Raw genomic sequence first — 22853 nt, 5'->3', positions numbered from 1 at the left:
GACGCTGTGCGCGTTTCTGACGCAAACCTCTTGATCACCGGGGGGTGGGGGGTGGGTTGCGGGCCGCTGCCGGGCTGCGGGGTGGCACGTACGATGGGGTGGTGACTGAGGCTCAGGCGACTCACCGGACCGGCAAGCGCGTGCTCCTGGCCAAGCCCCGCGGCTACTGCGCGGGTGTCGACCGCGCGGTGCAGACCGTGGAGGAGGCGCTGAAGCTCTACGGCGCCCCGATCTACGTGCGCAAGCAGATCGTGCACAACAAGCACGTGGTGCAGACCCTGGAGGCCCAGGGCGCCATCTTCGTTGAGGAGAACGAGGAGGTGCCGGAGGGCGCCACAGTCGTCTTCTCCGCGCACGGTGTGGCGCCGGAGGTCCACGAGCAGGCCAAGGCGCGTTCGCTGAAGGCGATCGACGCTACGTGTCCGCTGGTCACCAAGGTGCACCACGAGGCGCGGCGCTTCGCGGCGGAGGACTACGACATCCTGCTCATCGGCCACGAGGGGCACGAAGAGGTCATCGGCACCGCCGGAGAGGCCCCCGCGCACATCCAGCTGGTGGACGGCCCGGACGGCGCCGACAAGATCACCGTACGTGATCCGGAGAAGGTGGTCTGGCTCTCCCAGACCACGCTCTCGGTCGACGAGACGCTGGAGACGGTGGCCCGCCTCAAGCAGCGGCTGCCGCTGTTGCAGTCCCCGCCCAGCGACGACATCTGCTACGCCACCTCCAACCGGCAGCACGTGGTCAAGGAGATCGCCGCCGACTGTGACGTGGTGATCGTGGTCGGTTCGACGAACTCCTCCAACTCGGTCCGCCTGGTCGAGGTCGCCCTGGACGCCGGCGCCCGCGCCGGTCACCTGGTCGACTTCGCGCACGAGATCGACGACGCCTGGCTGGAGGGGGCCACCACGGTCGGCCTGACCTCGGGCGCGAGCGTCCCGGACGACCTGGTCCAGGAGGTGCTGGTCCACCTCGCCGCCCGCGGCTTCGCCGACGTCGAGGAGATCACCACGGCCAACGAGCGGCTCACGTTCTCGCTTCCGCAGGAGCTGAGGCGGGACATGAAGGCCGCAGCGGCGCGCGGCTGAAGCGCGGGAACGAACTCGGGTCGGCGTACGTCAGATTCGGCATGAGGACTCTTCGGCTCGCCGTCCCCGCGCTGGCCGTCTGCGTGGCGCTGAGCGCCTGCGGCGGCCAGGGTGTCGGGGGCGGCACACCCACCCCGACCCCGACGGGAGCGCAGCCGGTGACCAGCCAGCCCACGCCCGACCCGACGCCCTCGCCAGAGACCGGCACCCGGAGCGTGCCGCCCGGGATGAAGACTCCGAAACCGGGCGGTCCGAGCACGCCGCCGGGCGTCGGGGCCACCACCCTCAGCGGCACCGTGCAGGGCGGTGTGGAGCCCGGCTGCGTACTGCTCGACGGTTACCTGCTGCTCGGCGGCCCGCGTGAGGTGCTGACGCCGGGCGCCCGGGTCGAGGTCACCGGTCGGGTGGAGCCCGGCATGATGACCACCTGCCAGCAGGGCACCCCGTTCGTCGTGACGGCCGCCCACCGGTCCTGACCACTCACCCCTGACATGCGGGAGCCCGCCCCCGAACGTGGGGACGGGCTCCTGCCGGTGTGACGAGTGGATCAGTTCACGGCACCGATGGACACGTTGCCGCGACCCACGATCGCGCCCTCGCTGGTGACGATCGCCAGTTCACCGGAGAGCTGACGCCCGTCGGCCGGGACGGCCACCGCGGTCACAGTGCCGGTGATGGTGGCCGACTCGCCGTGCATCAGCGGCACCGCGGCGGCCGGAGCGGTGATCGTGCCCAGCGACGCGGACGCGAACGCGTCGTAGTAGTCGTAGGCGGTGCTGGTCCCCGGCCCGTCAACCCCGTACGGCTCCACCACGACGCGGTAGGTGCCGGCGGGCGGGTTGGTCAGCGTGACCGCCTCCTCCGAGTCGCCGTCCGCGGCCCGGCCGACCTCGGTGGTACCCCGGTAGACGAACAGGTCCAGGTCGGCACCCGCGTTGGCGGGGTTGCCGATCCGGGCGGTGAACGTCGACGTACCCGCCGGGATCTCGACGGTCCACTCCTGGTTGGGACCGCCCTCGGTGATGGTCGGACGCTCGGTCCGCACACCGGTCAGCGCGCCACTGCGGCCGCTGACCGAGACCGGACCGAAGGTGTTGGTGACCTTCCAGCTCACCGGGGTCGGCTCGCCGGCCTCGACACTGGGCAGCTCGACCAGCGCCGGCTCGACGGTCAGGCCCTGCACACGCGCCTGGAGCGTGAACGGGTTGTTCAGCGCCGGCGACGTCCGCCGCGACTCCACCTCGATCTCCCAGACCCCGGGAAGCGGGTTCTGGTAGTCACGCTCCTGCGGCTTGCAGACGTTGACGTCGGAGAAGTTGGTGTAGCAGACGGTGCTGGTGGTGGCCTCCACCGGCACACCCAACGGGTTGATCGCGATGAATCGGGTCTGCGAACCGGTGGCGATCCCGGAGAGGTTCACCTGGAGGGCCTTGGCGCCCTCCGGCACCGTGACGAAGTACGACGTGAAGCCGTTGCGGTCGACCGACCCCTCGTTGGTGTACGAGAAGTTGGGCTTCTTCACGTCGTTCGAGGCCACTACCACCGTGGACACCTCGAAGTCGACCACGTTGGTGGCCGGGTCGTCGATCCGCACGATCGCGCCGTGCGCGCCCTCGGTGGCCGGCTTGGCGGTGACGCTGATGGTGACGGCCTTGTTGAGCGGCAACGCGACGGTCTTCGGTGCCTTGAAGGTGCCGTCGTTGCCCTGGAGCGTGACGTTGTGCTTGATGGTGCCGGCCGGACCACTGGTACGGGTGAGCTTGACCGGGTAGGTCTTGCTCTGGCCGACCTTGTGGCCGCCCTCGGACGAGGCGCAGCGGTTGTAGACGCCGGTGCCCCGACCCGGGTTCGGCACGAACTTCACACCGTTCCAGATGGTCAGCTGCTCCGCCAGAGGGCTGCAGACCGGCGCGTCGGAGACGTACGACCGGGTTTCGACGCCCTGGCGCAGCAGCTGCCAGGCGCCCGGAACGTTGACCATGCCGTAGCCCTGCGCGTACGTCGGCACGTCCGCGATGGGCTTGGCGGAGCTGAACAGCGCCCGCCGCAGTGCCGCCGGGCTGACGCCCCGGTCGGTGGCCTTGGCGGCCGACAGCAGCAACGCGCCGGCGCCGGCGGTCTGCGGAGACGCCATCGAGGTGCCGTTCAGCATCGCGTAGCCCGGGGGCAGCGCGTATCCGGCCTCGGGGACCGGAGCGCCGAGCTGCCAGGTCGGTGCGGTGGAGATGGCCGAGCCGGGGGCGGCGATGTTCGGCTTGAAGCCGCCGTCCTCGCGCGGGCCACGGGAGGAGAAGTTGAACAGGGCGTTCTTCTTCTTGACGACCGAACCGTAGTTGGCCAGCCAGGTGTCCTTGCTGATGTTGGCGGCAACGCTGATCACGTTGCTGGCCACCGACGGGTCGCCGACGGTGTTGAGACCCGGGCCGGAGTTGCCGGCCGAGATGACCAACTGCACGCCGTACGTCTCGATCAGTTCGTTGTAGAGGTTCGTCCGCGCGTTGTTGCCGTCGTTCAGGCCCGGAAGGCCACCGATCGACATGTTGACGATGTCGACGCCACGGTTGGCCACCAGGTCGATCATGCCGGTGGTGAGGGCCGCAGCGCTGCAGCCACCGCCCCAGGAGCAGGCGCGGGCGGAGACCAGCTTGGCACCGGGCGCGGCGCCGTCGAACGCTCCGTTGCCGAGCATGTCGTTGGCGGCGGTGATGCCGGCGACGTGGGTGCCGTGGGTGCTCTCGACGATGCCGATGCTCACGTAGTCGTAGGTGCCCGGCAGCCCGATCGGCGTGGTGTTGACGTTCTTGCGGAACTCGACGACGAACGGCTGCCGCTCGGCGACCGGGGTCGCCGGGTTGTCGGTACCGAAGTAGCCGATGTCGTACTTCTCCTTGTACGGCCGCATGACCGGGTCGTCGGAGAAGTTGAGGTTCTGGTTGGCGTCCACCCGGATGTTGTTGGTGGCCGGGTCGAAGAGCACACCCCAGGTGTCGGTCGTGTCGCCGTCGCGGTTGACGTCACCACGGGCGTCGCTCGCGGCGGTGACCGACTCGCTGAACAGGTTGAACCGGTACGTGCCGGCCGGTGCCGTCCAGGTGCCGCCGGCGATGGTGAACGACGGGCCGGCGACCTCGGCCTGCATCCGCCGCCACGAGCCGTCCTCCAGCGGGTCGGTAGCGGTGACCCAGTCGACGATCTTGCGCTCGCCGGTGGTGGTCTGCTGCAACGCCGGGTGGGCAAGGTCCACACCGGAGTCCATGATGCCGATCGTGACGCCCCGGCCGTCCCACTCGGGGTGGGCAGCGGTGAACGCCACAGCGCCGGTCTCGTTCGTCGGCATGTAGGGGTTGTCGGCCGGGGTGGTCTCTCCCGGCGCCGCGACGGCGGCCTGCCGCGCGCCGGCGGTGCCGGTGGCGGTGCGCTCCGGTGCCGGGTCCGGCAGTTGGATGACCTCGTCCAGGTCGACGGCCGAGACGCCGGGCAGCCGCGCTGCCTTGAGGACCCGGTCGGTTGGGACCTTGGCCAGCACGAAGCCGACCCGGTCCTGCCGCTGGCTGACAGTGCCGCCGAGCTTGGTGAGGCTGTCGGCGACGTCCCCCGCTTCACCCTTCTCGGTGGAGACGATCAACGTGACGGTCGGGGCCTTCTTGGCGCGGGCCTCGCTGAGCAGTTTGGCGTCGTGGGCGCCCAGCGTCTCGGCGGCGGTGGCCGGGGAAGCGTCCGGTGTGGTGGCGGGAGCCGCGGCCGCGGTGGCGGCACCACCCATGGTCGTCATGGCGCTCGTCGCCAGGACCGACGCGAAGAGCGCGGCTGAGGTGCGCCGGCTCATATTTCGGAGTCTGCTCACGTTCTCTTTACCTCCAGAGAACAGGGCCCTTCAGAGAAGGGCGCTCGGGTGAGCAGAATCTTTCGGGGTGTCGGCGAGCACTGTCACTAGTGGCCAGTTCCTTGTGACCACTTCGTGATACGCAGGCATACGCACTGTCACATAGATGGCTAGCGGGCCGAGACCTCGTCGGCCGGATCGGCCAGCTCGGGGGCCTGCGGCTGCCGCGGCGTCAACTCGACCTGGGCCGGCGCGGCCAACTCGTCGTCCGAGACGCCCAACTCGGCGAGCTTGCGGGCGCTGACCAGCACCCGGGCCTCCAGCGAGCCGACCGCCCGGTTGTACGCGGTCACCGCACCGGCCAGCGAGGACCCGAGCTTGCCCACGTGATCGCCCAGGGTGGAGAGCCGGCCGTACAGCTCCCGGGCGAGGGTGTGCACGGCGAGCGCGTTGCGGGCCAGCGCCTCCTGCCGCCAGGAGTAGGCCACGGTACGGAGCAGGGCGACCAGCGTGGCCGGCGTGGCGAGCACCACGTTGCGGGTGAAGGCGTGCTCCAGCAGCGTCGGGTCCCGCTGGAGCGCGACGTCGAGGAACGGATCGGCCGGGACGAACAGCACCACGAATTCGGGTGAGTTGTCGAACGCCGACCAGTACGACTTGGCGGCCAGGGCGTCGACGTGCCCCCGCAGGTGCCGCGCGTGCGCGTCGAGGTGGGTGTCCCGGCCGCGCTCGTCGCGGGCCTCCATGGCTGTCAGGTACGCGTCGAACGGGGCCTTGGCGTCCACCACCACCGAGCGACCACCGTGCAGGCGGACCACCAGATCCGGTCGGACGACCTGCTGGTCGGTGGCGGCGGTGACCTGTTCGGAGAAGTCGCAGTGCTCCAGCATGCCGGCAGCCTCGACGATCCGGCGCAACTGGTGCTCGCCCCAGCGGCCCCGCACCTGCGGTGCGCGCAGCGCCGCCACCAACTGCTTGGTCTCGGTGCGCAGCTCACCGGAGACCGCGTTCATCGAGCGGACCTGCTCACGCAGCTCGGCGTACGCGTCGACGCGGTCGTGCTCCAGCTCGGCCACCCGCTGCTCGTAGCGGCGCAGGGTGTCGTGCAGCGGTGCGACAGCCCGGGCCACCGCCTCCTGGGACTGTGCGGTGGCCTCGTAGCTCAACGCCCGCATGGACTGCTCCAGCCGACCCTCGCCCTCCCGGGTGGCGGCCAGGGTGGCGTCGAGGCGGGCGATGTCGGCGGCCGACCGGGACCGGGCAGCGAGCCAGCCCACCGCCCCGCCCGCGCCGAGGCACACGATCACCAGGAGCAGCGTCGAGACGTCCATCACCGGAGCTTGCCAGACGGATACGACGTGCGACCCGGGGGTACGTTCGATGACATGGAACTTGTGCTCTGCCTCGCCGTTGTGCTGGTCGGCGCGCTGGGCGCCGCCGCGCTCGTCCGCGCTCAGGCCGGTGCCCGTCGGCGCACCGAGCTCGGCGACGCCCGCGCGGAGGCGCAGCGGTGGTACGAGCGCCTCGGCGGCCAGTTGATGAACCTCCAGGGCGACGACCCAGCGGTACGACAGGCGCTGGCCGACGCCGGCGAGCGGTACAACGCGGCGGGCTCCCAGCTGGAGCAGGCGTCCACGCCCCACCAGTTCGGGCTGGCCCGGGAGACCGCGCTGGAGGGTTTGGCGTACATCCGGGCGGCGCGTACGGCGCTGGGCATCGATCCGGGCCCCGAGGTGCCGACACTGGCCGCCGCCCGCGGCGTGGGGCAGCTCACCAAGGAGCGCGAGGTCGATGTGCAGGGGCAGACCTTCCGCGCCGGGCCGCAGCCTGGCCGGGAAACGCCCTACTACTACCCCGGTGGGCGTTATCAGGGTCGACCGGTGCCCGCCGGCTGGTATTCGACGCCCTGGTGGAAGACGGCGCTGGGTGCCGGCGCCGGTGTGCTCGGCGGCATCCTGATCGCCGATGCGCTCTTCTCGCCAGCCTTCGCCGACCCCGGGTACGGCTACGACGCCGGCTATCAGGAGGGCTTCGGTGACGGTGTCGACCAGGGCGGCGACGGCGGCGACCAGGGCGGCGACTTCGGCGGCGGCGACCAGGGCGGGGATGTCGGCGGCGGCGACTACGCCGGTGGGGACTTCGGTGGCGGCGACTTCGGCGGTGGTGGCTTCGGCGGCGGCGACTTCGGGGGCGGGGATTTCGGCGGCGGGGATTTCGGCGGCGGCGACTTCTGACAGTCAGTTGGCAGGCAAACGGAACGGGCCCCGGTCGCAGCGACCGGGGCCCGTTCTCGTACCTGTCGATCAGCCGGTGTTGCGCATCCCGGCGGCGATGCCGTTCACGGTGGTGAGCAGCGCGCGTTCCAGGGCGGTGCCGTCGCTCGGTGCGCGTCGGCCGCCCGGTGCGGTGGCGATCGCCCGCCCGGCCGCGCCCGACTCCCGGTACTGCCGCAGCAGCGCCACCTGGAGATGGTGCAGCGGCTCCAGGTAGGTGTCGCGGACGGCGAGGGTGCGCTGGAGCACCGGCGAGTTCTCCAGCAGGGCCGGTGAGGCGGTCACCGCCAGCACCTCCCGCTTGGTGAGCTCGTACTCCTGCTCGATCTGCTCGAAGATCGGGTGCAGCTTCTTCGGCACCAGCGTCTCGACGTAGCGGCGGGCGATGCTCAGGTCGGTCTTGGTCAACATCATCTCGACGTTCGACAGGAACGTGCGGAAGAAGTGCCAGTTGCGGTGCATCTCGGCCAGCACGTCCGCCAGACCGGCCTCGCGGGCGGCGGCCAGCCCGGAGCCGACGCCGAACCAGCCCGGCACGATCTGCCGGGTCTGCGTCCAGCCGAACACCCACGGGATGGCCCGCAGCCCGGACAGCCCGGCGCCGGTGTTCGGGCGCTTCGCCGGCCGGGAGCCGATGTTCAGCGCGCCGAGCAGCTCGGTGGGGGTGGACGCCCAGAAGTACGCGGGCAGGTCCGGGTCCTCGACGAGCGACCGGTAGGACCGGAACGCCGACTCGGAGACCACGTCCATCGTCGCGTCCCAGCGCTCCAACATCTCGGCCGGCTGCCGGGGTGCGGTGTGCAGCAGTGTCGCCTGGAGCACCGCGGCGAGGGTGAGCTCCAGGTTCTCCCGGGCCAGCGAGGGCAGGGTGTACTTGTCGGAGATCACCTCGCCCTGCTCGGTCACCTTGATCGCGCCGTCCATGGTGCCGTACGGCTGCGCCAGGATCGCCTCGTGCGTCGGCCCGCCGCCGCGCCCGACAGTGCCGCCCCGGCCGTGGAAGAGCCGCAGGTGCACACCGTGCCGGGCGGCCACGTCGCGCAGCGCGCGCTGCGCCCGGTGGATCGACCACTGGCTGGTGGTGATCCCGGCTTCCTTGTTCGAGTCGGAGTAGCCGAGCATGACCTCCTGCACGTCGCCCCGCGCGGTCACCAGCGCCCGGTACGCGGGCAGCGACAGCAGCTCGTCGAGGAGTTCGCCGCCGGAGTTCAGCTCGGCCGGGGTCTCCAGGAGCGGAACGAACCCGACCCGGGCCCGCCCGCTGTGCACGTCCACCAGGCCGGCCTCGCGGGCCAGCACCACGGCGGCCAGCACGTCGTCGACACCCAGGGTCATCGAGATGATGTACGACTCGATCACCTCGGCGCCGAACCGGTCCTGTGCCTCCCGGATGGTGCTGAACACGTCGAACGTCTTGCGGGCCGGCTCGGACAGCGACGTGTCGACTGTCGACAGCGGGCGGCGGCCGGTCAGCTCGTCGGCGAGCAGCTTGGTGCGTTCCAGCCGGGTCAGCGCGGGGTAGTCGGAGACCTCGCCGACCGCCTCGTAGAGCTGCGCGAGCACCGCGTGGTGCGCCTCGGCGTGCTCCCGGACGTCCATGGTGGCCAGGTGCAGGCCGAACGCGGAAACCGTACGGATGGTGGAGGCCAGCCGGCCGACCGCGGTGAGCTGCCCGGAGTTGCGGGCCAGCGAGGCGCGCAGCAGGTCCAGGTCGGCGATCAGCTCGGCTGAGCCCCGGTAGTCCCGGCCCGGCACGTGTGCGGTGCCCTGGCGCAACCTGAGGCGGGTGTTGGCGAGCTTCGCCTTCACGCAGCGTGCCTTGAGCCGGTACGGCTCCTCCGCGTTGACCCGGCGGAAGCGCTGCGCCACCTCGGGCAGCGCGTCCAGGTCGGTGGCGAGGCTGGCCGAGAGGTCCAGGGAGACCCCGCGCAGTCGGCGCGACACCGAGACCTCGTTGATCAGGTGGTCCATCGCCTTCTCGGTGGCCGCGATGCCGTGCTCGTGCTGAATGGTCAGCACCTCGCGGGTGACCGCCGGGGTGACGAACGGGTTGCCGTCGCGGTCGCCGCCGATCCAGGTGCCGAAGCTCAGCGGCCGGGCCGTCGGTGAGGTCTCCACACCGAGCGTGCGCAACGTGTCGGCCAGGTCGTCGAGCACCTGCGGGGCCGCCTCGGCGTACAGGTCGCGCAGGTAGTAGATCGCGTTGCGGGCCTCGTCGGTCGGGTCCGGCCGGTCGAGCCGCAGCTCGTCGGTCTGCCACATCAGGTCCAACAACTCGGCCAGCCGGCGGTTGGCCGGGCCCTCGTCGCTGGCGCCGTAGAGGATCGCGTTGGCGGTCTCGGTGTCCAACTCGTCGGCGATCGCCCGCAGCTTCGACAGGATCGAGCGACGGGCCGCCTCGGTCGGGTGCGCGGTGAAGACCGGTCGCACCGCCAGCCGGCGAGCCGCGTTGGCGATCTCCTCGGCCGGCACCCCGCGCTCGGCGATCATCTTGGCGGCCTGGTCCAGCCAGCCGCCCTGCACCGCGCGGCGGCGGCGCAGGTCCCGTGCACGGTGCACCTGCTCGGTGATGTTGGCCAGGTGGAAGTAGGTGGAGAAGGCGCGGGCCAGTTTGGTGCCTGTGGTGACGTCGAGGCCGCCGAGGCGTTGGGCGGCCGCCGGGGCGTCGGAGCGGACCTGGGCGCGGATCTCCTCGACGAGGTCGAGCAGCGGGCGACCCTCCTGGCGTGCCAGGGTCTGGCCGAGCAGGGTGCCGAGTCGGCGAATGTCGGCGCGCAGTGCGGCGTCCGGGCCGTCGTGGTCGTGCTGGTCGGTCACGATGCGCTCCCTTACGTGGATACGAAGGACAGCGCTGTCCGACTTACTGGATGGTATCCGCGCGCAGGGGATGTCTGGAGGGCCCCCTGGTGATCCACTGCCCTGCGGAGGGTGTTTTCCGGGGTGATCTCAACCACCGTCGCGGTCCGGCGAGGGCCCGGAGCGGGTCTTTCCGGGCCCGGAGGGGGCGGCCCGACCCCGGACCAGGCTCGCGCTGACCAGTCCGAGCGCTCCGACCACCGTCCAGATCCCGAGGGCGAATGCCGGCCAGCCGGCCGACCGCCAGTCGAAGTACACGGCGGCCTTGGTCAGGTCGTTGGCGAGCCCGGGGATGTTCCAGCGGTGCATGCCGCGCAACACCCCGGGCAGGAACTCGGGCGCGTAGATGCCGCCGGACCCCGGGTTGCCGAGCACCACAAGCAGCAGGATGACCAGCGCGGTGCCCGCGACGCCGAGCCAGCCCTGGATGGCGCTGGCGAACATGGCGGCGGCGAAGACGGCCAGCGCGCCGATGGCGGCGATCGTCGGCACGTCGTGGTGCCAGATGTCCAGGACGGGCCCGACCACCACCGCGCCGGCGATGCCGAGCAGCACGCTGTAGACAGCCAGGGCGGCGATGCGTAGTCCGGCCCGTCGCGCCGTTCGGGGGGTGGTGCCGGCGGATATCCCGAGCACTGTCGAGGCGAGGTAGCCGCCGAGCACGTACCCGACGTTCAGGTAGAAGGGCACCACCCCGCGCGGGTCGGCCGCTGTGACCGGCACCTCGTCGACGATCTGGAGCGGGGTGCCGGTGCGGGTGGTGGCGGTGCCGAGGACCTCCTTGATCGCGCTGGTGGCCGAGGGGCCGGAGGCGCTCGCCACGGTGAGGAGCAGGCCGTTGTCGGGTCCGGTGCTGAGTACGGCGTACACCGCGCGGCTGAGCAGCCCGTGCTCGGCGGCGGCCGGGTCGTCGTACCCGATGGGTTTGAGGATGTTGGTCTGGTCGCGCACGGCGTCGAGCGTGGCCCGGGCGCGTTGGTCGCTGGCAACGACGCCGATCGGCACGTCGCGGGGGGTGGGCTTGTGCAGCGCGCCGACGTAGGCCGCGATGAACGCCGTGGCCAGCACGAGGGTGCCGACGAGCAGTCCGATGCTGCGCGGCGCCCAGTCGCGGGCTGTGCCGCGCGGTCCGTTGTCCACGTTGTTAGCCTATGGTCCGTTTTGCGGCCCGCAGGGCGGAACCACTTCGCCGCCCCCGCGGCCCGGCAGAGATCAGCCGGCGGTCAAGATCCCTGGCGGCGGCGCCGGCCTCGACCCGGCAGGAGCGCGCAACATCCAGGAAGTAGTGGCATCGGTGCGCCGCTCAGGCCACTACATCCTGGTTCGAGCACGATCTTGGCGTGGAGCACCGGGGCGCCGGGCGTGGGGCGTGGGTGACGCGCGCGGCGTGGACCTCGGCGGAAGGGGGTGTGTGTCGGCGGACGGGGATAGGCTTGTCGTCGTGCACCCCCCGTCCGGCTGGACGAGGGGCCGCCGTCGTGTGCGTCGACTCCCCGGGAAGGATCCCCTTGCTCACCGGTCTGTTCACCGCAGCCCTGTCCGACCCCGGGTTGACCCGGGCGCGTGACCTGGCGCGCTCCGGTGCCGCCCAGGTCGACGGCCTCGACATCACCGCCCCGGCGGCGCTGCGCCCGTTCGCCGTCGCGGCGGTCGCCGCGGACAACGACGGCGCCGGGCGACCGGTGCTGGCGGTGACCGCCACCACCCGGGAGGCCGACGACCTGGCCGCCGCGCTGGGCGGGTTGCTGCCGGCCGAGCAGGTGGTGGTCTTCCCCTCCTGGGAGACGCTGCCGCACGAGCGGCTGTCTCCCCGCTCCGACACTGTCGGCCGGCGGCTGGCCGTGCTGCGCCGGTTGGCGCACCCGGAGGCGACCGACGCGCACGGCGGCACCGGGCCCCTGCGAGTGGTGGTGGCCCCGGTCCGTTCGCTGCTTCAGCCGCAGCTGAAGGGGCTCGGCGATCTGGAGCCGGTGCAGCTCGCCGCCGGCGAGGAGGCCGACCTGGAAGAGGTCGCCCGCCGGTTGATCGACATGGCGTACGCGCGGGTCGACCTGGTCACCAAGCGCGGCGAGTTCGCGGTGCGCGGCGGGATCCTGGACGTCTTCCCGCCCACCGACGAGCACCCGTCCCGGGTCGAGTTCTGGGGCGACGAGGTGGAGGAGATCCGCACCTTCGCCGTCGCCGACCAGCGGACCATCGAGCAGGTTCCGCTGCTCTGGGCGCCGCCCTGCCGCGAGCTGCTGCTCACCCCGGCGGTCCGCGACCGGGCCGCCGCGCTCGCCGAGCAGCACCCCGAGCTGGCCGAGATCCTCGACAAGCTGGCCGAGGGCATCCCGGTGGAGGGGATGGAGTCCCTCGCTCCGGTGTTGGTCGGCCCCGACTCACTGGAGTTGCTGCTGGACGCCATGCCGGCCGGCACCCACGTCCTGCTCTGCGACCCGGAGCGGATCCGCACGCGGGCCCACGACCTGGTCCGTACGTCGGAGGAGTTCCTGCAGGCCAGCTGGGCCGCCGCAGCGGTCGGCGGCCAGGCCCCGGTGGACGTCGGCGCCGCCGCCTTCCGCACCCTCGGCGAGGTACGCGCCGCCGCGGGCAGGCTCGGCCAGCCGTGGTGGACGCTGTCCCCGTTCGGATTGGTCGAGGGGGAGACCGCCGAGGCACGGCAGCCCTGGGAGGACGCGCCCGAGCAGGCCGCCGTCACTCCGGACGACGCCATCGCGGTGACCCTGTCCGCCCAACCGGCGCCGCTCTATCACGGCGAGACCTCGCGGGTCGTCGAGGACCTCAAGCGCTGGGCCGGCGAGGGTTGGTCGATCGCGCTGGTCTTCGAGGGGCACGGCCCCGCCCAGCGGGCGGTCGAGGTGCTGCGCGACGCCGGCCTGGGTGCCCGGTTGACCGAGGAGGTGCCGACCGCACCCGTCCCCGGCGAGCTGGTGGTCACCTGTGGTGCGCTGAGCAGCGGGTTCGTCGACGAGGCGTCCCGCTTCGTGCTGCTCACCGGCAATGACGTGACAGGCGGTCGGGGCACCTCGACGCGGGACATGCGCAAGATGCCGAGTCGGCGGCGCAACACCATCGACCCGCTGGAGTTGAAGACCGGCGACCACGTGGTGCACGAGCAGCACGGCATCGGCCGCTACGTCGAACTGGTGCAGCGCACCGTCAACGGCGCCAGCCGGGAATACCTGGTCATCGAGTACGCGGCCAGCAAGCGGGGCCAGCCCGGGGACCGGTTGTTCGTCCCGACCGACCAGCTCGACCAGCTCTCCCGTTACGTGGGCGGCGAGCAGCCGACCCTGCACAAGATGGGCGGCTCGGACTGGCAGAAGTCCAAGGCCCGGGCCCGCAAGGCGGTCCGGGAGATCGCCGCGCAGCTCATCCAGCTCTACGCCGCCCGCAAGGCGTCCAAGGGGCACTCGTTCGGCCCGGACACGCCGTGGCAGCGCGAGCTGGAGGACGCCTTCCCGTGGCAGGAGACGCCGGACCAGCTCGCCGCGATCGACGAGGTCAAGCGGGACATGGAGCAGACCGTCCCGATGGACCGGCTGATCTGCGGTGACGTCGGCTACGGCAAGACCGAGATCGCGGTCCGGGCGGCGTTCAAGGCGGTGCAGGACGGCAAGCAGGTGGCGGTGCTGGTGCCGACCACCCTGCTGGTTCAGCAGCACTACAACACGTTCGCCGAGCGGATGAGCCAGTTCCCGGTCGAGATCCGGCAGCTGTCCCGGTTCCAGACGGCGAAGGAGACCGAGCGGACGATGGAGATGGTCGCCGACGGCACCGTCGACATCGTCATCGGTACGCACCGGCTGTTGCAGACGGCGACCCGCTTCAAGCAGCTGGGTCTGGTGATCGTCGACGAGGAGCAGCGCTTCGGTGTCGAGCACAAGGAGCACCTGAAGACGCTGCGCGCGTCGGTCGACGTGCTCAGCATGTCGGCCACCCCGATCCCGCGCACCCTGGAGATGGCGATCACCGGCATCCGGGAGATGTCCACCATCGCCACCCCGCCGGAGGAGCGGCACCCGGTGCTCACCTTCGTCGGCGCGCAGGACGACCGGCAGGTGGCCGCGTCCATCCACCGTGAGCTGCTCCGCGACGGCCAGGTCTTCTACCTGCACAACCGGGTCGAGTCGATCGACCGGGCGGCACGGCGGCTGCGGGAGTTGGTGCCCGAGGCGCGGGTCGCGGTGGCGCACGGCCAGATGGGTGAGGACGCCCTGGAGAAGGTCATGGTCGGCTTCTGGGAGAAGGAGTTCGACGTCCTGGTCTGTACCACGATCGTCGAGTCGGGCATCGACATCCCGAACGCCAACACGTTGATCGTGGAGCGGGCCGACCTGTTGGGCCTGGCCCAGCTGCACCAGATCCGGGGCCGGGTCGGCCGGGGCCGGGAGCGGGCGTACGCCTACTTCCTCTACCCGCCGGAGAAGCCGCTCACCGAGCACGCCCACGAGCGGCTGGCGACCATCGCCCAGCACACCGAGTTGGGCGCCGGCATGTACGTGGCGATGAAGGACCTGGAGATCCGGGGCGCCGGCAACCTGCTCGGTGGCGAGCAGTCCGGGCACATCGAGGGCGTCGGCTTCGACCTGTACGTGCGGATGGTCGGCGAGGCGGTCTCCGCGTTCAAGGGTGAGCGTCCGGAGGAGGAGACCGATGTCAAGATCGATCTGCCGATCGACGCGCACCTGCCACACGACTACGTGAGCGTGGAGCGGCTGCGCCTGGAGATGTACCGCAAGCTCGCCGAGGCGCGCGACGAGGAGCGGCTGGGCGAGGTGATCGCCGAGATGACCGACCGGTACGGCGAGCCGCCGGCTCCGGTGCAGAACCTGGTGGAGGTGGCCCGGTTCCGTCTGCTGGCCCGCCGCTACGGCCTGTCCGACGTGTCCATGCAGGGCAAGCACGTACGGTTCGGCCCGCTGCCGTTGCCGGACTCGAAGCAGATGCGCCTCAAGCGCTACCACCCGGATGCCGTCTACAAGCAGGCCACCGACCAGGTCAGCGTGCCCCGACCGACCACTCGTCGGATCGGTGGCGAGCCGCTGCGTGACCAGGCGCTGCTCCAGTGGTGCGCGCAACTGCTCTCCGATGTGCTCGGTGCCCCCGCCCCACTCGCCGTCGCCGCGAGCGCCTGAGCCGGCGGTGTGCTCTGGACCAGGGGCGGTCGCGCGTCGACGCCGTCGCTGGTCGTGGGATGAGCGGAGGTGGGGGGTGTCACAACCCCGGGTGACGGCGTGAGAGAGTGACGGCTATGCGTGCTCGCCGTCTTGCCGCCGTCGCCACTGTGGCGCTCGGCCTCGTCGCCCTCTCCGGTTGCCGTGCTGAGCCTGGTATCGCCGCTTACGTCGGTGACCAGCGCATCACCGACGTTCAGGTCACCACCGCGATGAAGGACCTGCGGACGAAGAACCCGGTGCCGGAATCCTCCGCCAGTGGGCAGCCCGGGGCGCCGCAACCGACCCTGCCCAAGGTGGCCGACGTGGTTCGGGCCATGGTGCTGACCAAGGTGTGCGAGAAGCTTTCCGCCGAGAAGAACTACCAGCCGCGCGGCCAGGTGACGGCCGAGCAGGCCGCCCAGCAGCTCAGCCTCGACCCGGAGACCGGGCACGTGCGGGAGGTGGCGAAGTTCTTCACCTGCCTGTCCGGGTTGCCGACCGAGCCGGTCGAGCCGACCAAGGAGGAGCTCGCCGACGTGATCGCCGCCGGGCGTGCGGCCGGCAAGATCCCCGCCGAGGTGACCGATGAGGCCGCCGCCCAGCAGCTCGACGGCGAGCAGCTACGCGGCGCGCTGGCGACCAAGCGGATCCTGGCCGAGGCGGTCGGTCGTTACGACGTCACCGTCAGCCCTCGGTACCGTCCGCTCGAGTTCCCGCTGCTCAGCTTCGCCGATGACGCACCCGCGGTGAGCGTGCCGTTGGGTGAGCCGGGCTCCGACGCGGTCACCGACATTTCCACCCCGGAGGGGCCGACCGGGACTCCGGAGGCCGAGGGCACGGCCAGCTGAGCATGACGGCACGGATCGTCCTCCTGGTCACCTCACCCCGGTTGCCCGCCGGCCTGTTGACGGCCGCAGCCTGGGACGTCGTACGCCAGCACCCGGTGTTGACCGGCGCGGACAGCGAGTTGACCACGGCCGTGCGCCAGGCGGGCGCCGAGGTCACTGTGGTGGACGGTCCGGCGACGCAGCCGTTGCTGGACGCGGTGGCGACGCACGGCACCGTGGTGTGGCTGGCCGGTCCGGCGGGTGACGAGGCGTTGGCTCGCGAGTTGGGTCTGCGGCTGGCCCGGCAGCCGGGGTTGGCCGAGATGGAGCTGATGTACGGCTCGTGGGATCCGCCGGGTGCCCGACTGCTCGACGCGGTGGCCGTACTGGATCGACTGGCCTCTCCTGGTGGCGACCCGTGGAAGCGGGCGCAGACGCACCGCAGCCTCGCCGGTTATCTGCTGGAGGAGAGCTACGAGGCGTACGACGCCATCAGCGCCGACGACACCGACGCGCTGCGCGAGGAGTTGGGCGACGTGTTGTTGCAGGTGGTGCTGCACGCGCGGCTCGCCGAGGAGTTGCCCGAGGACGAGCGGTGGACCATCGACGACGTGGCCGGTGGTCTGGTCGACAAGATGATCCGGCGTAATCCGCACGTCTTCGCCGGTGCCGAGGCGGGCACCTTGGAGGAGATCACCGAGAACTGGGAGCGGATCAAGCGCGCGGAGAAGGCGCGGCACTCGGTGTTGGACGGCGTTGCCCTGAGTCAGCCCGCGCTGGCCCTGGCAACGCAGATCCTGGACCGCGCGGCCCGCAGAGGCATCGACGTCCCGCTCCCACCGGCCGACACCCAGGCGGATGCCGAGGCAAGACTCGGAGCCGACCTCCTGGCGAGGGTCGCCGCGGCCCGCGAGGCGGGCGTAGACCCCGAAGCGGCCCTGCGCCGCACCACCCTCGCCCACGTCGAAGCCATCCGCAAAGCCGAACCCCCACCCCCACCCGCCACCCCACGGTGATCATGAAGTTGTTGCTCCGACACGCCGAGGCGGATGGCAACAACTTCATGATCGACGGGGTGGGTGAAACCGGCGGCGGAGCGCACAGCGGTCGGTAGGGTGGTGCGGTGGAAGCGTTTGGGGTGCTGGCTGAGCGGGTTGTCGAGGCTTTACTGGAGTCGCGGCCGGGGGTTGCCACCGCCGCCGGGGACCACCGGTTCGACGACAGGCTGCCGGACCTGTCCGCCGACGGGTTGACCGCCGATCGGGCGATGCTCTCCGACGCGGCCAACGCACTGTCCGAACTGGACCCCGACTCGCTCGACGTCGACGAGCAGGTCGACCACGCGCTGCTCACCTCATTCGTGGACCGGGAGCTGTTCGAGCTGACCGAGATCCGCTCGCACGAGTGGGATCCGCTGCGGCACAACCCTGGCCCACTGCTGCACCCGCTGCTGGCCCGCCCGTACGCCCCGGCGGACGTGCGGCTGACCCAACTGGCCGGCCGGCTCGCCGCCGTACCGGACGCCCTCGCCACCGCCCGTGCGACGCTTCGGGACATGCCGCGCATCCACGCCGAGACGGCGGTCGGGCAGTTCACCGGCACGGCCGCGCTGATCCGCGACGAGCTGCCGGCGTTGCTCGCCCAGGCGCCGGGCCACCTCGACCGGGTCGAGCCGGCGGCCACCGCCGCGATCGCCGCGCTGGAGGAGTTCGTGGCCTGGCTGCGCGCCGGCCTGGCTGCCGACGCCGGCCCGGGCCGTGACCCTCGACTGGGCCGGCGCCGCTGGGAGGCCCGGCTCTGGCACACCCTCGACACCGAGTTGGGCGCCGCCGAGATCCAGCGTCGCGCCTGGGCCAACCTGGACCGGGTCACCGCGGAGATCCGCGAGGCCGCCGTCGAGCTGGTCGGTGGTCCGGCCGACGACGCGACAGTACGTCGGGCGTTGGACCTGCTCGCCGCCGAGCACCCGAACGACGCGACGATCGTCGAGCTGGCCGGGGTGACACTGGACGAGGCGACCGACTTCGTCCGCGCACACGACCTGGTCACAGTGGTCGACGACCGATGCGTGATCCAGGAGATGCCGGAGTTCGCCAGGGGGGTCGCTGTGGCGTACTGCGACGCGCCCGGCCCGCTGGAGACCGCCGTCGTGCCGACCTTCTACTGCATCGCGCCCACTCCGTCGGACTGGCCGGCGCAGCGGGTCGAGTCGTTCTACCGCGAGTACAACGACCACATGATCCGCAACCTGACGGTGCACGAGGCGATGCCGGGGCACTTCCTCCAGCTCGCCCACGCCCGCCGCTACGTCGGTGGGACGCGGGTTCGCGCGTTGGCCGAGTCCGGCCCGTTCATCGAGGGCTGGGCGGTCTACGCGGAGGAGGTGATGACGGGGCTCGGCTTCGGCGGCCTGCCGGTGCGGTTGCAGCAGCTCAAGATGCAACTACGGATGACCATCAACGCGTTGCTCGACCAGTTGGTGCACGCCGAGGACCTGCCCGAGGCCGAGGCGATGGCGTTGATGACCGGGCGCGGCTTCCAGGAGGAGGGCGAGGCGGCCGGCAAGTGGCGGCGCGCCCAACTGACCTCCACCCAGCTCTCCACCTACTTCGTCGGGTACAGCGAGGTGGCCGAGATCGCCGCCGCCCGCCCGGACGGGGTGTCGGTCCGCGACTGGCACGACGCGATGCTCGCCCACGACTGCCCGCCCCCACGCCACCTGCGCACCCTGCTCGGTCTCTGAGGCGAGACGCCGGGCCGCGCGGGTTTCAGCGCCGCCCGGCGGTCACCGTAGCGTCGATGAGCCAGCGCGAGGTGGCTCGGCCGGTGGATCGGTCACGGGCCGCCGGGGCGGCGGTCGACGACGTCGGCGCCGGCGGGCGGTTCGAACGCGCCCTCGTCGACGGTCGCGGAGTAGTTGCTCAGTGCCAGCTCCATCGGCTTGCCGTCGACCGGCCCGGTGAAGCTGCCGAGCACGCCCTCGGTGGTCACGCAGGCGCTGAAGTCGCCGGACGACGAGCTCTCCACCGCGACGCAGGCGGCGTGGTGCCCTGCGACTGTGGTGTCACTCTGCTTGATCACCGCCTGTGGGTCGAGCGCGGCGGCGGTGAGCAGCCCGACCACCACCGGCGGCGTGACGAGGCCCTGCTGGTTGGCCTCGCCGAACAGCGTCACCGTGGGCTTGCTGCCCGGGGTGGGCGGGGTGATCAGCGTGCACTGCGGGCGGGCGCCGGTCGTCGTGCACCTGGTGATGGCCTCCGGGGTGACGGTGAGTCGCCCGCCCGGATAGGTGTACGTGGATCGCGCCGGGTCCTGCGCCTGCACGATCGCGGCGCGCTGGCCGCCGGGCAACTGGTAGTCGGCCGAGTAGGTCAACTCCAGTGCCCGATCGAGCCGGGCGGCGAGGTCGTTGACGAGTTCCGAGCGGCCCATGGCGACTCCGGCGTCCTCGAATGTCTGACAGCCGGTGACCGTGAGCGACGCGATGACCGACACGGCGAGCATGCGGAGGGTGGTCGAGGCGGCGGGCATGGCGACCAGCCTGGTGGATCTGGTCCGCGCAGCGCAAACCCGTTGCCGGTTGACGCCCGGAAATCCGGGAATGTCCGTCAACGCGGGGTGACCCGGGTGCGCGGGCGACGCCGTGCCCGTTCGCGCCGCCCGATACGCTGCGTTCAACACCTGCCTCAGCCGCACCGTCGCGGCCCACCCACGGACCGGATCACAACAACGAGGAGCGACTTAGTGGCAACCATCGAGGGAATCGTCGCCCGGGAGATTCTCGACTCGCGGGGCAACCCGACGGTCGAGGTCGAGGTCGGTCTGGACGACGGCACGGTAGCCCGCGCCGCCGTGCCCTCCGGCGCCTCCACCGGCGCCTTCGAGGCGATCGAGCTGCGCGACGGTGACGCCGACCGCTACCAGGGCAAGGGCGTGGAGAAGGCGGTCTCCAACGTCGAAGACAAGATCGTCGACCAGATCATCGGGTACGAGGCCAGCGAGCAGCGGCTGATCGACCAGAAGATGCTCGACATCGACGGCACGGAGAGCAAGTCGGAGCTGGGCGCGAACGCCATCCTCGGGGTCTCCCTGGCGGTGGCGAAGGCCGCTGCCGGCAGCGCCGAGCTGAGCCTCTTCCGCTACCTGGGCGGCCCGAACGCGCACCTCCTGCCCGTGCCGATGATGAACATCCTCAACGGTGGCGCGCACGCCGACTCGAACGTCGACATCCAGGAGTTCATGATCGCGCCGATCGGCGCGCCCACCTTCCGTGAGGCGCTGCGCTCGGGCGCGGAGGTCTACCACGCGCTGAAGTCGGTCCTGAAGAAGAAGGGCCTCTCCACCGGGCTCGGCGACGAGGGTGGCTTCGCGCCGAACCTGCCGACGAACGCGGCGGCCCTGGACCTGATCGCCGAGGCGGTCGAGAAGGCCGGTTACCGGCTCGGCACCGACATCGTGTTCGCGCTCGACGTGGCGGCCACGGAGTTCTTCGACAACGGCACCTACACGTTCGAGGGTGCCGCGAAGTCCGCCGAGGAGATGAGCACCTACTACACGAAGCTGGCCGACGAGTACCCGATCGTGTCGATCGAGGACCCGCTGGCCGAGGACGACTGGAGCGGCTGGCAGACGCTGACCGCCTCGATCGGCGACCGGGTGCAGATCGTCGGTGACGACCTGTTCGTGACCAACCCGCAGCGCATCGCCCGCGGCATCGCGGAGAAGGCGGCCAACGCGGTTCTCGTCAAGGTCAACCAGATCGGCTCGCTGACCGAGACCCTGGACGCGGTGGACCTGGCCCACCGGGCCGGCTTCAAGTGCATGATGAGCCACCGCTCCGGCGAGACCGAGGACACCACCATCGCCGACCTGGCGGTGGCCACCGGCTGCGGCCAGATCAAGACCGGCGCCCCGGCCCGCTCGGACCGTGTCGCCAAGTACAACCAGCTGCTCCGGATCGAGGAGGAGCTGGCCGACGCGGCGCGCTACGCCGGCGCTGGCGCGTTCCCGCGCTACCGTTCGGCCTGAGACGCACGAAGCCTCGGGGGAGGGGTGTGACGATGCAGCAGCGCCGCACACCGGGTGGTCAGCGTCCCGCCCGCCGGCCGGGTCAGTCCGGTCGGCCGGGCGGCGGGCGGGCCACGCGGGGATCGGTCCGGGAGGCCGGCGTACGCGCCGAGCCGCGCGCCGCCGGTCGCGCGCCGGGTGCTGCCCGCGGCACCGAAGGCGTTCGTTCCGCGAATCGTCCCGCCGCCGCTCGGCGTACCGCTGCCGCCGGTGTGGTGAAGCGGCTCGCCGCACCCCACCCCCGTCGCTTCACAGGCCGGGCCACAGTGCTGTTCGCGGTGCTGATCGCGCTCGCTCTGGCCTACACCTATCCGGTCCGGGTCTACCTGGACCAGCAGGCCGACATCGAGCGGATGGAGGCGGCCCAGGCGGTGCAGGAGCGGGAGATCGCGAAGCTCGCCGCCGAGGCCGCCAATTGGAAAGACGACGAGTACATCAAGACGCAGGCTCGCGAGCGCTTTTTCATGGGCGAGCCGGGCGAGAAGATGATGGTGGTGCTGCACGACCCGGAGGGCGCCGCCCGGGACGCCGGGAAGTCGGCCGGTTCGGCCGCCCCGGCCGGGCCGTCGACCTGGTACGACACGCTCTGGTCGAGCGTGCGGGCTGCGGACAGCCAGCAGCCGGGCCAGTGATCCACCGACCAGCACACCAGGAGAGATGGGCACCGTGACTGTCGTACCACCGTCGGAGCCGGCGGCGGATTCCGTTCCCCTGCCGCAGCGCGAGCCGGCCACCGAGGCCGACCTGGCCGCGGTGGCCGCGCAACTCGGCCGAACGCCCCGGGGTACCCGGGCGGTGGCCCACCGGTGCCCGTGTGGCCTTCCCGACGTGGTGGAGACGACCCCCCGCCTTGCCGACGGCACCCCGTTCCCGACGCTCTACTACCTGACCTGCCCCCGGGCCACCGCTGCGTGCAGCCGACTGGAGTCGGCGGGGCTGATGAAGGAGATGGCGGACCGGCTGACGACGGATCCGGAGTTGGCCGCCCACTACCGTGCCGCGCACGAGGACTATCTCGCCCGCCGCGAGGCGATCGGTGAGGTGCCGGAGATCGCCGGCATTTCGGCCGGCGGGATGCCGGGCCGGGTGAAGTGCCTGCACGTGCACCTGGGTCACGCGCTGGGCGCCGGCCCCGGTGTGAACCCGTTCGGTGACGAGACGTTGGCCCTGGTCGAGCCCTGGTGGGCGGCGGGGCCGTGCGTGGACGTGCCGGCGGCCGAATGAGCACGCAGGCCGGGTCCGAGGCACCCGAGGGTCAGATTCTGGTACGGCGGGCCCGCACCGGGGACGTGCGGGGCATCCGACGACTCGTCGACACCTACACCAACGACCGGCGGCTGCTGAGCAAGGCGACAGTCACCCTCTTCGAGCAGGTGCAGGAGTTCCGGGTCGCGGTCCGGGCCGAGGACGACGTCGTGGTGGGTTGCGGTGCGCTGCACGTCATGTGGGAGGACCTGGCCGAGATCCGTACGGTCGCGGTGGACCCGGTCTGTCGGGGCCGGCGGATCGGGCACCGGCTGGTGGGCGAGCTGATCGACGCGGCCCGGGAGTTGGGGGTGGCGCGGATCTTCGTGCTCACCTTCGAGACGCAGTTCTTCGGCGCGTTCGGCTTTCAGGAGATCGACGGTGCTCCGGTGCCGCAGCCGGTCTACGAGCAACTGCTGCGCTCGTACGACGAGGGTGTCGCGGAGTTCCTGGACCTGGAGCGGGTCAAGCCGAACACGCTCGGCAACACCCGGATGCTGCTGCGCCTGTAG

General features: G+C 71.4%; 16 protein-coding genes. 11 read left to right on the top strand and 5 right to left on the bottom strand.

The annotated features are described in order from the left end of the window. Positions 1-101 precede the first annotated feature (101 nt). Positions 102-1088, top strand: coding sequence for a 4-hydroxy-3-methylbut-2-enyl diphosphate reductase (locus OG598_RS22560; RefSeq protein WP_091397205.1), 987 nt, complete (start codon positions 102-104; stop codon positions 1086-1088). Between the two features lie 41 nt (positions 1089-1129). Beyond that, complete coding sequence (locus OG598_RS22555; protein WP_328650962.1) at positions 1130-1564, top strand: hypothetical protein; 435 nt, start codon at positions 1130-1132, stop codon at positions 1562-1564. A gap of 71 nt (positions 1565-1635) precedes the next feature. On the opposite strand, the gene OG598_RS22550 is transcribed toward OG598_RS22555, so the two are convergent. Further along, positions 1636-4932: a S8 family serine peptidase gene (locus OG598_RS22550; RefSeq protein ID WP_328650961.1), complete on the bottom strand. Its 3297-nt coding sequence runs from the start codon at positions 4930-4932 to the stop codon at positions 1636-1638. A gap of 149 nt (positions 4933-5081) precedes the next feature. After that, positions 5082-6242 carry a DNA recombination protein RmuC gene (locus OG598_RS22545; RefSeq protein WP_328650960.1) on the bottom strand — a complete coding sequence of 387 codons (1161 nt, stop codon included), beginning with the start codon at positions 6240-6242 and terminating at the stop codon, positions 5082-5084. 54 nt (positions 6243-6296) lie between these two features. On the opposite strand from OG598_RS22545, the gene OG598_RS22540 reads away from it, so the two are divergent. Beyond that, positions 6297-7145: a hypothetical protein gene (locus OG598_RS22540; protein WP_328650959.1), complete on the top strand. Its 849-nt coding sequence runs from the start codon at positions 6297-6299 to the stop codon at positions 7143-7145. Between the two features lie 69 nt (positions 7146-7214). Here OG598_RS22540 and ppc read toward each other — a convergent pair whose 3' ends face one another. Beyond that, positions 7215-10001 (bottom strand): phosphoenolpyruvate carboxylase, encoded by a 2787-nt coding sequence (gene ppc, locus OG598_RS22535; RefSeq protein ID WP_328650958.1) that lies wholly within the window; start codon positions 9999-10001, stop codon positions 7215-7217. Between the two features lie 129 nt (positions 10002-10130). Next, complete coding sequence (locus OG598_RS22530) at positions 10131-11180, bottom strand: hypothetical protein (protein ID WP_328650957.1); 1050 nt, start codon at positions 11178-11180, stop codon at positions 10131-10133. Between the two features lie 368 nt (positions 11181-11548). On the opposite strand from OG598_RS22530, the gene mfd reads away from it, so the two are divergent. From mfd to OG598_RS22510, 4 genes are all read left to right on the top strand, one after another. Then, positions 11549-15181, top strand: a complete 3633-nt coding sequence (gene mfd / locus OG598_RS22525; protein ID WP_328650956.1) for a transcription-repair coupling factor — start codon at positions 11549-11551, stop codon at positions 15179-15181. Positions 15182-15297: 116 nt separating this feature from the next. After that, positions 15298-16050 carry a hypothetical protein gene (locus OG598_RS22520; RefSeq protein ID WP_328650955.1) on the top strand — a complete coding sequence of 251 codons (753 nt, stop codon included), beginning with the start codon at positions 15298-15300 and terminating at the stop codon, positions 16048-16050. Between the two features lie 2 nt (positions 16051-16052). Then, positions 16053-17045: a nucleoside triphosphate pyrophosphohydrolase gene (locus OG598_RS22515; protein ID WP_328650954.1), complete on the top strand. Its 993-nt coding sequence runs from the start codon at positions 16053-16055 to the stop codon at positions 17043-17045. A 107-nt stretch (positions 17046-17152) separates the two neighbouring features. After that, on the top strand, positions 17153-18772 hold the full coding sequence (locus OG598_RS22510; protein WP_328650953.1) for a DUF885 domain-containing protein: 1620 nt from the start codon (positions 17153-17155) through the stop codon (positions 18770-18772). 92 nt (positions 18773-18864) lie between these two features. On the opposite strand, the gene OG598_RS22505 is transcribed toward OG598_RS22510, so the two are convergent. Continuing rightward, on the bottom strand, positions 18865-19560 hold the full coding sequence (locus OG598_RS22505) for a hypothetical protein (protein ID WP_328650952.1): 696 nt from the start codon (positions 19558-19560) through the stop codon (positions 18865-18867). Positions 19561-19773: 213 nt separating this feature from the next. Here OG598_RS22505 and eno point away from each other — a divergent pair, with 213 nt between their 5' ends. From eno to OG598_RS22485, 4 genes are read left to right on the top strand one after another with little or no spacing between them, the layout of a single operon-like run. Continuing rightward, positions 19774-21057: a phosphopyruvate hydratase gene (gene eno / locus OG598_RS22500; protein WP_091394269.1), complete on the top strand. Its 1284-nt coding sequence runs from the start codon at positions 19774-19776 to the stop codon at positions 21055-21057. Between the two features lie 32 nt (positions 21058-21089). After that, positions 21090-21728 carry an FtsB family cell division protein gene (locus tag OG598_RS22495; protein WP_328655407.1) on the top strand — a complete coding sequence of 213 codons (639 nt, stop codon included), beginning with the start codon at positions 21090-21092 and terminating at the stop codon, positions 21726-21728. A gap of 34 nt (positions 21729-21762) precedes the next feature. Continuing rightward, positions 21763-22320, top strand: coding sequence for a DUF501 domain-containing protein (locus OG598_RS22490; RefSeq protein WP_328650951.1), 558 nt, complete (start codon positions 21763-21765; stop codon positions 22318-22320). Next, complete coding sequence (locus OG598_RS22485; protein ID WP_328650950.1) at positions 22317-22853, top strand: amino-acid N-acetyltransferase; 537 nt, start codon at positions 22317-22319, stop codon at positions 22851-22853. The genes OG598_RS22490 and OG598_RS22485 overlap by 4 nt, the downstream gene beginning before the upstream one ends.

This window comes from Micromonospora sp. NBC_00330 (assembly GCF_036136635.1).
In the GTDB taxonomy this organism is placed as follows: domain Bacteria; phylum Actinomycetota; class Actinomycetes; order Mycobacteriales; family Micromonosporaceae; genus Micromonospora; species Micromonospora salmantinae.
Note: the sequence above shows the minus strand (reverse complement) of the source record. Positions and strands in the feature narration are given on the sequence as shown.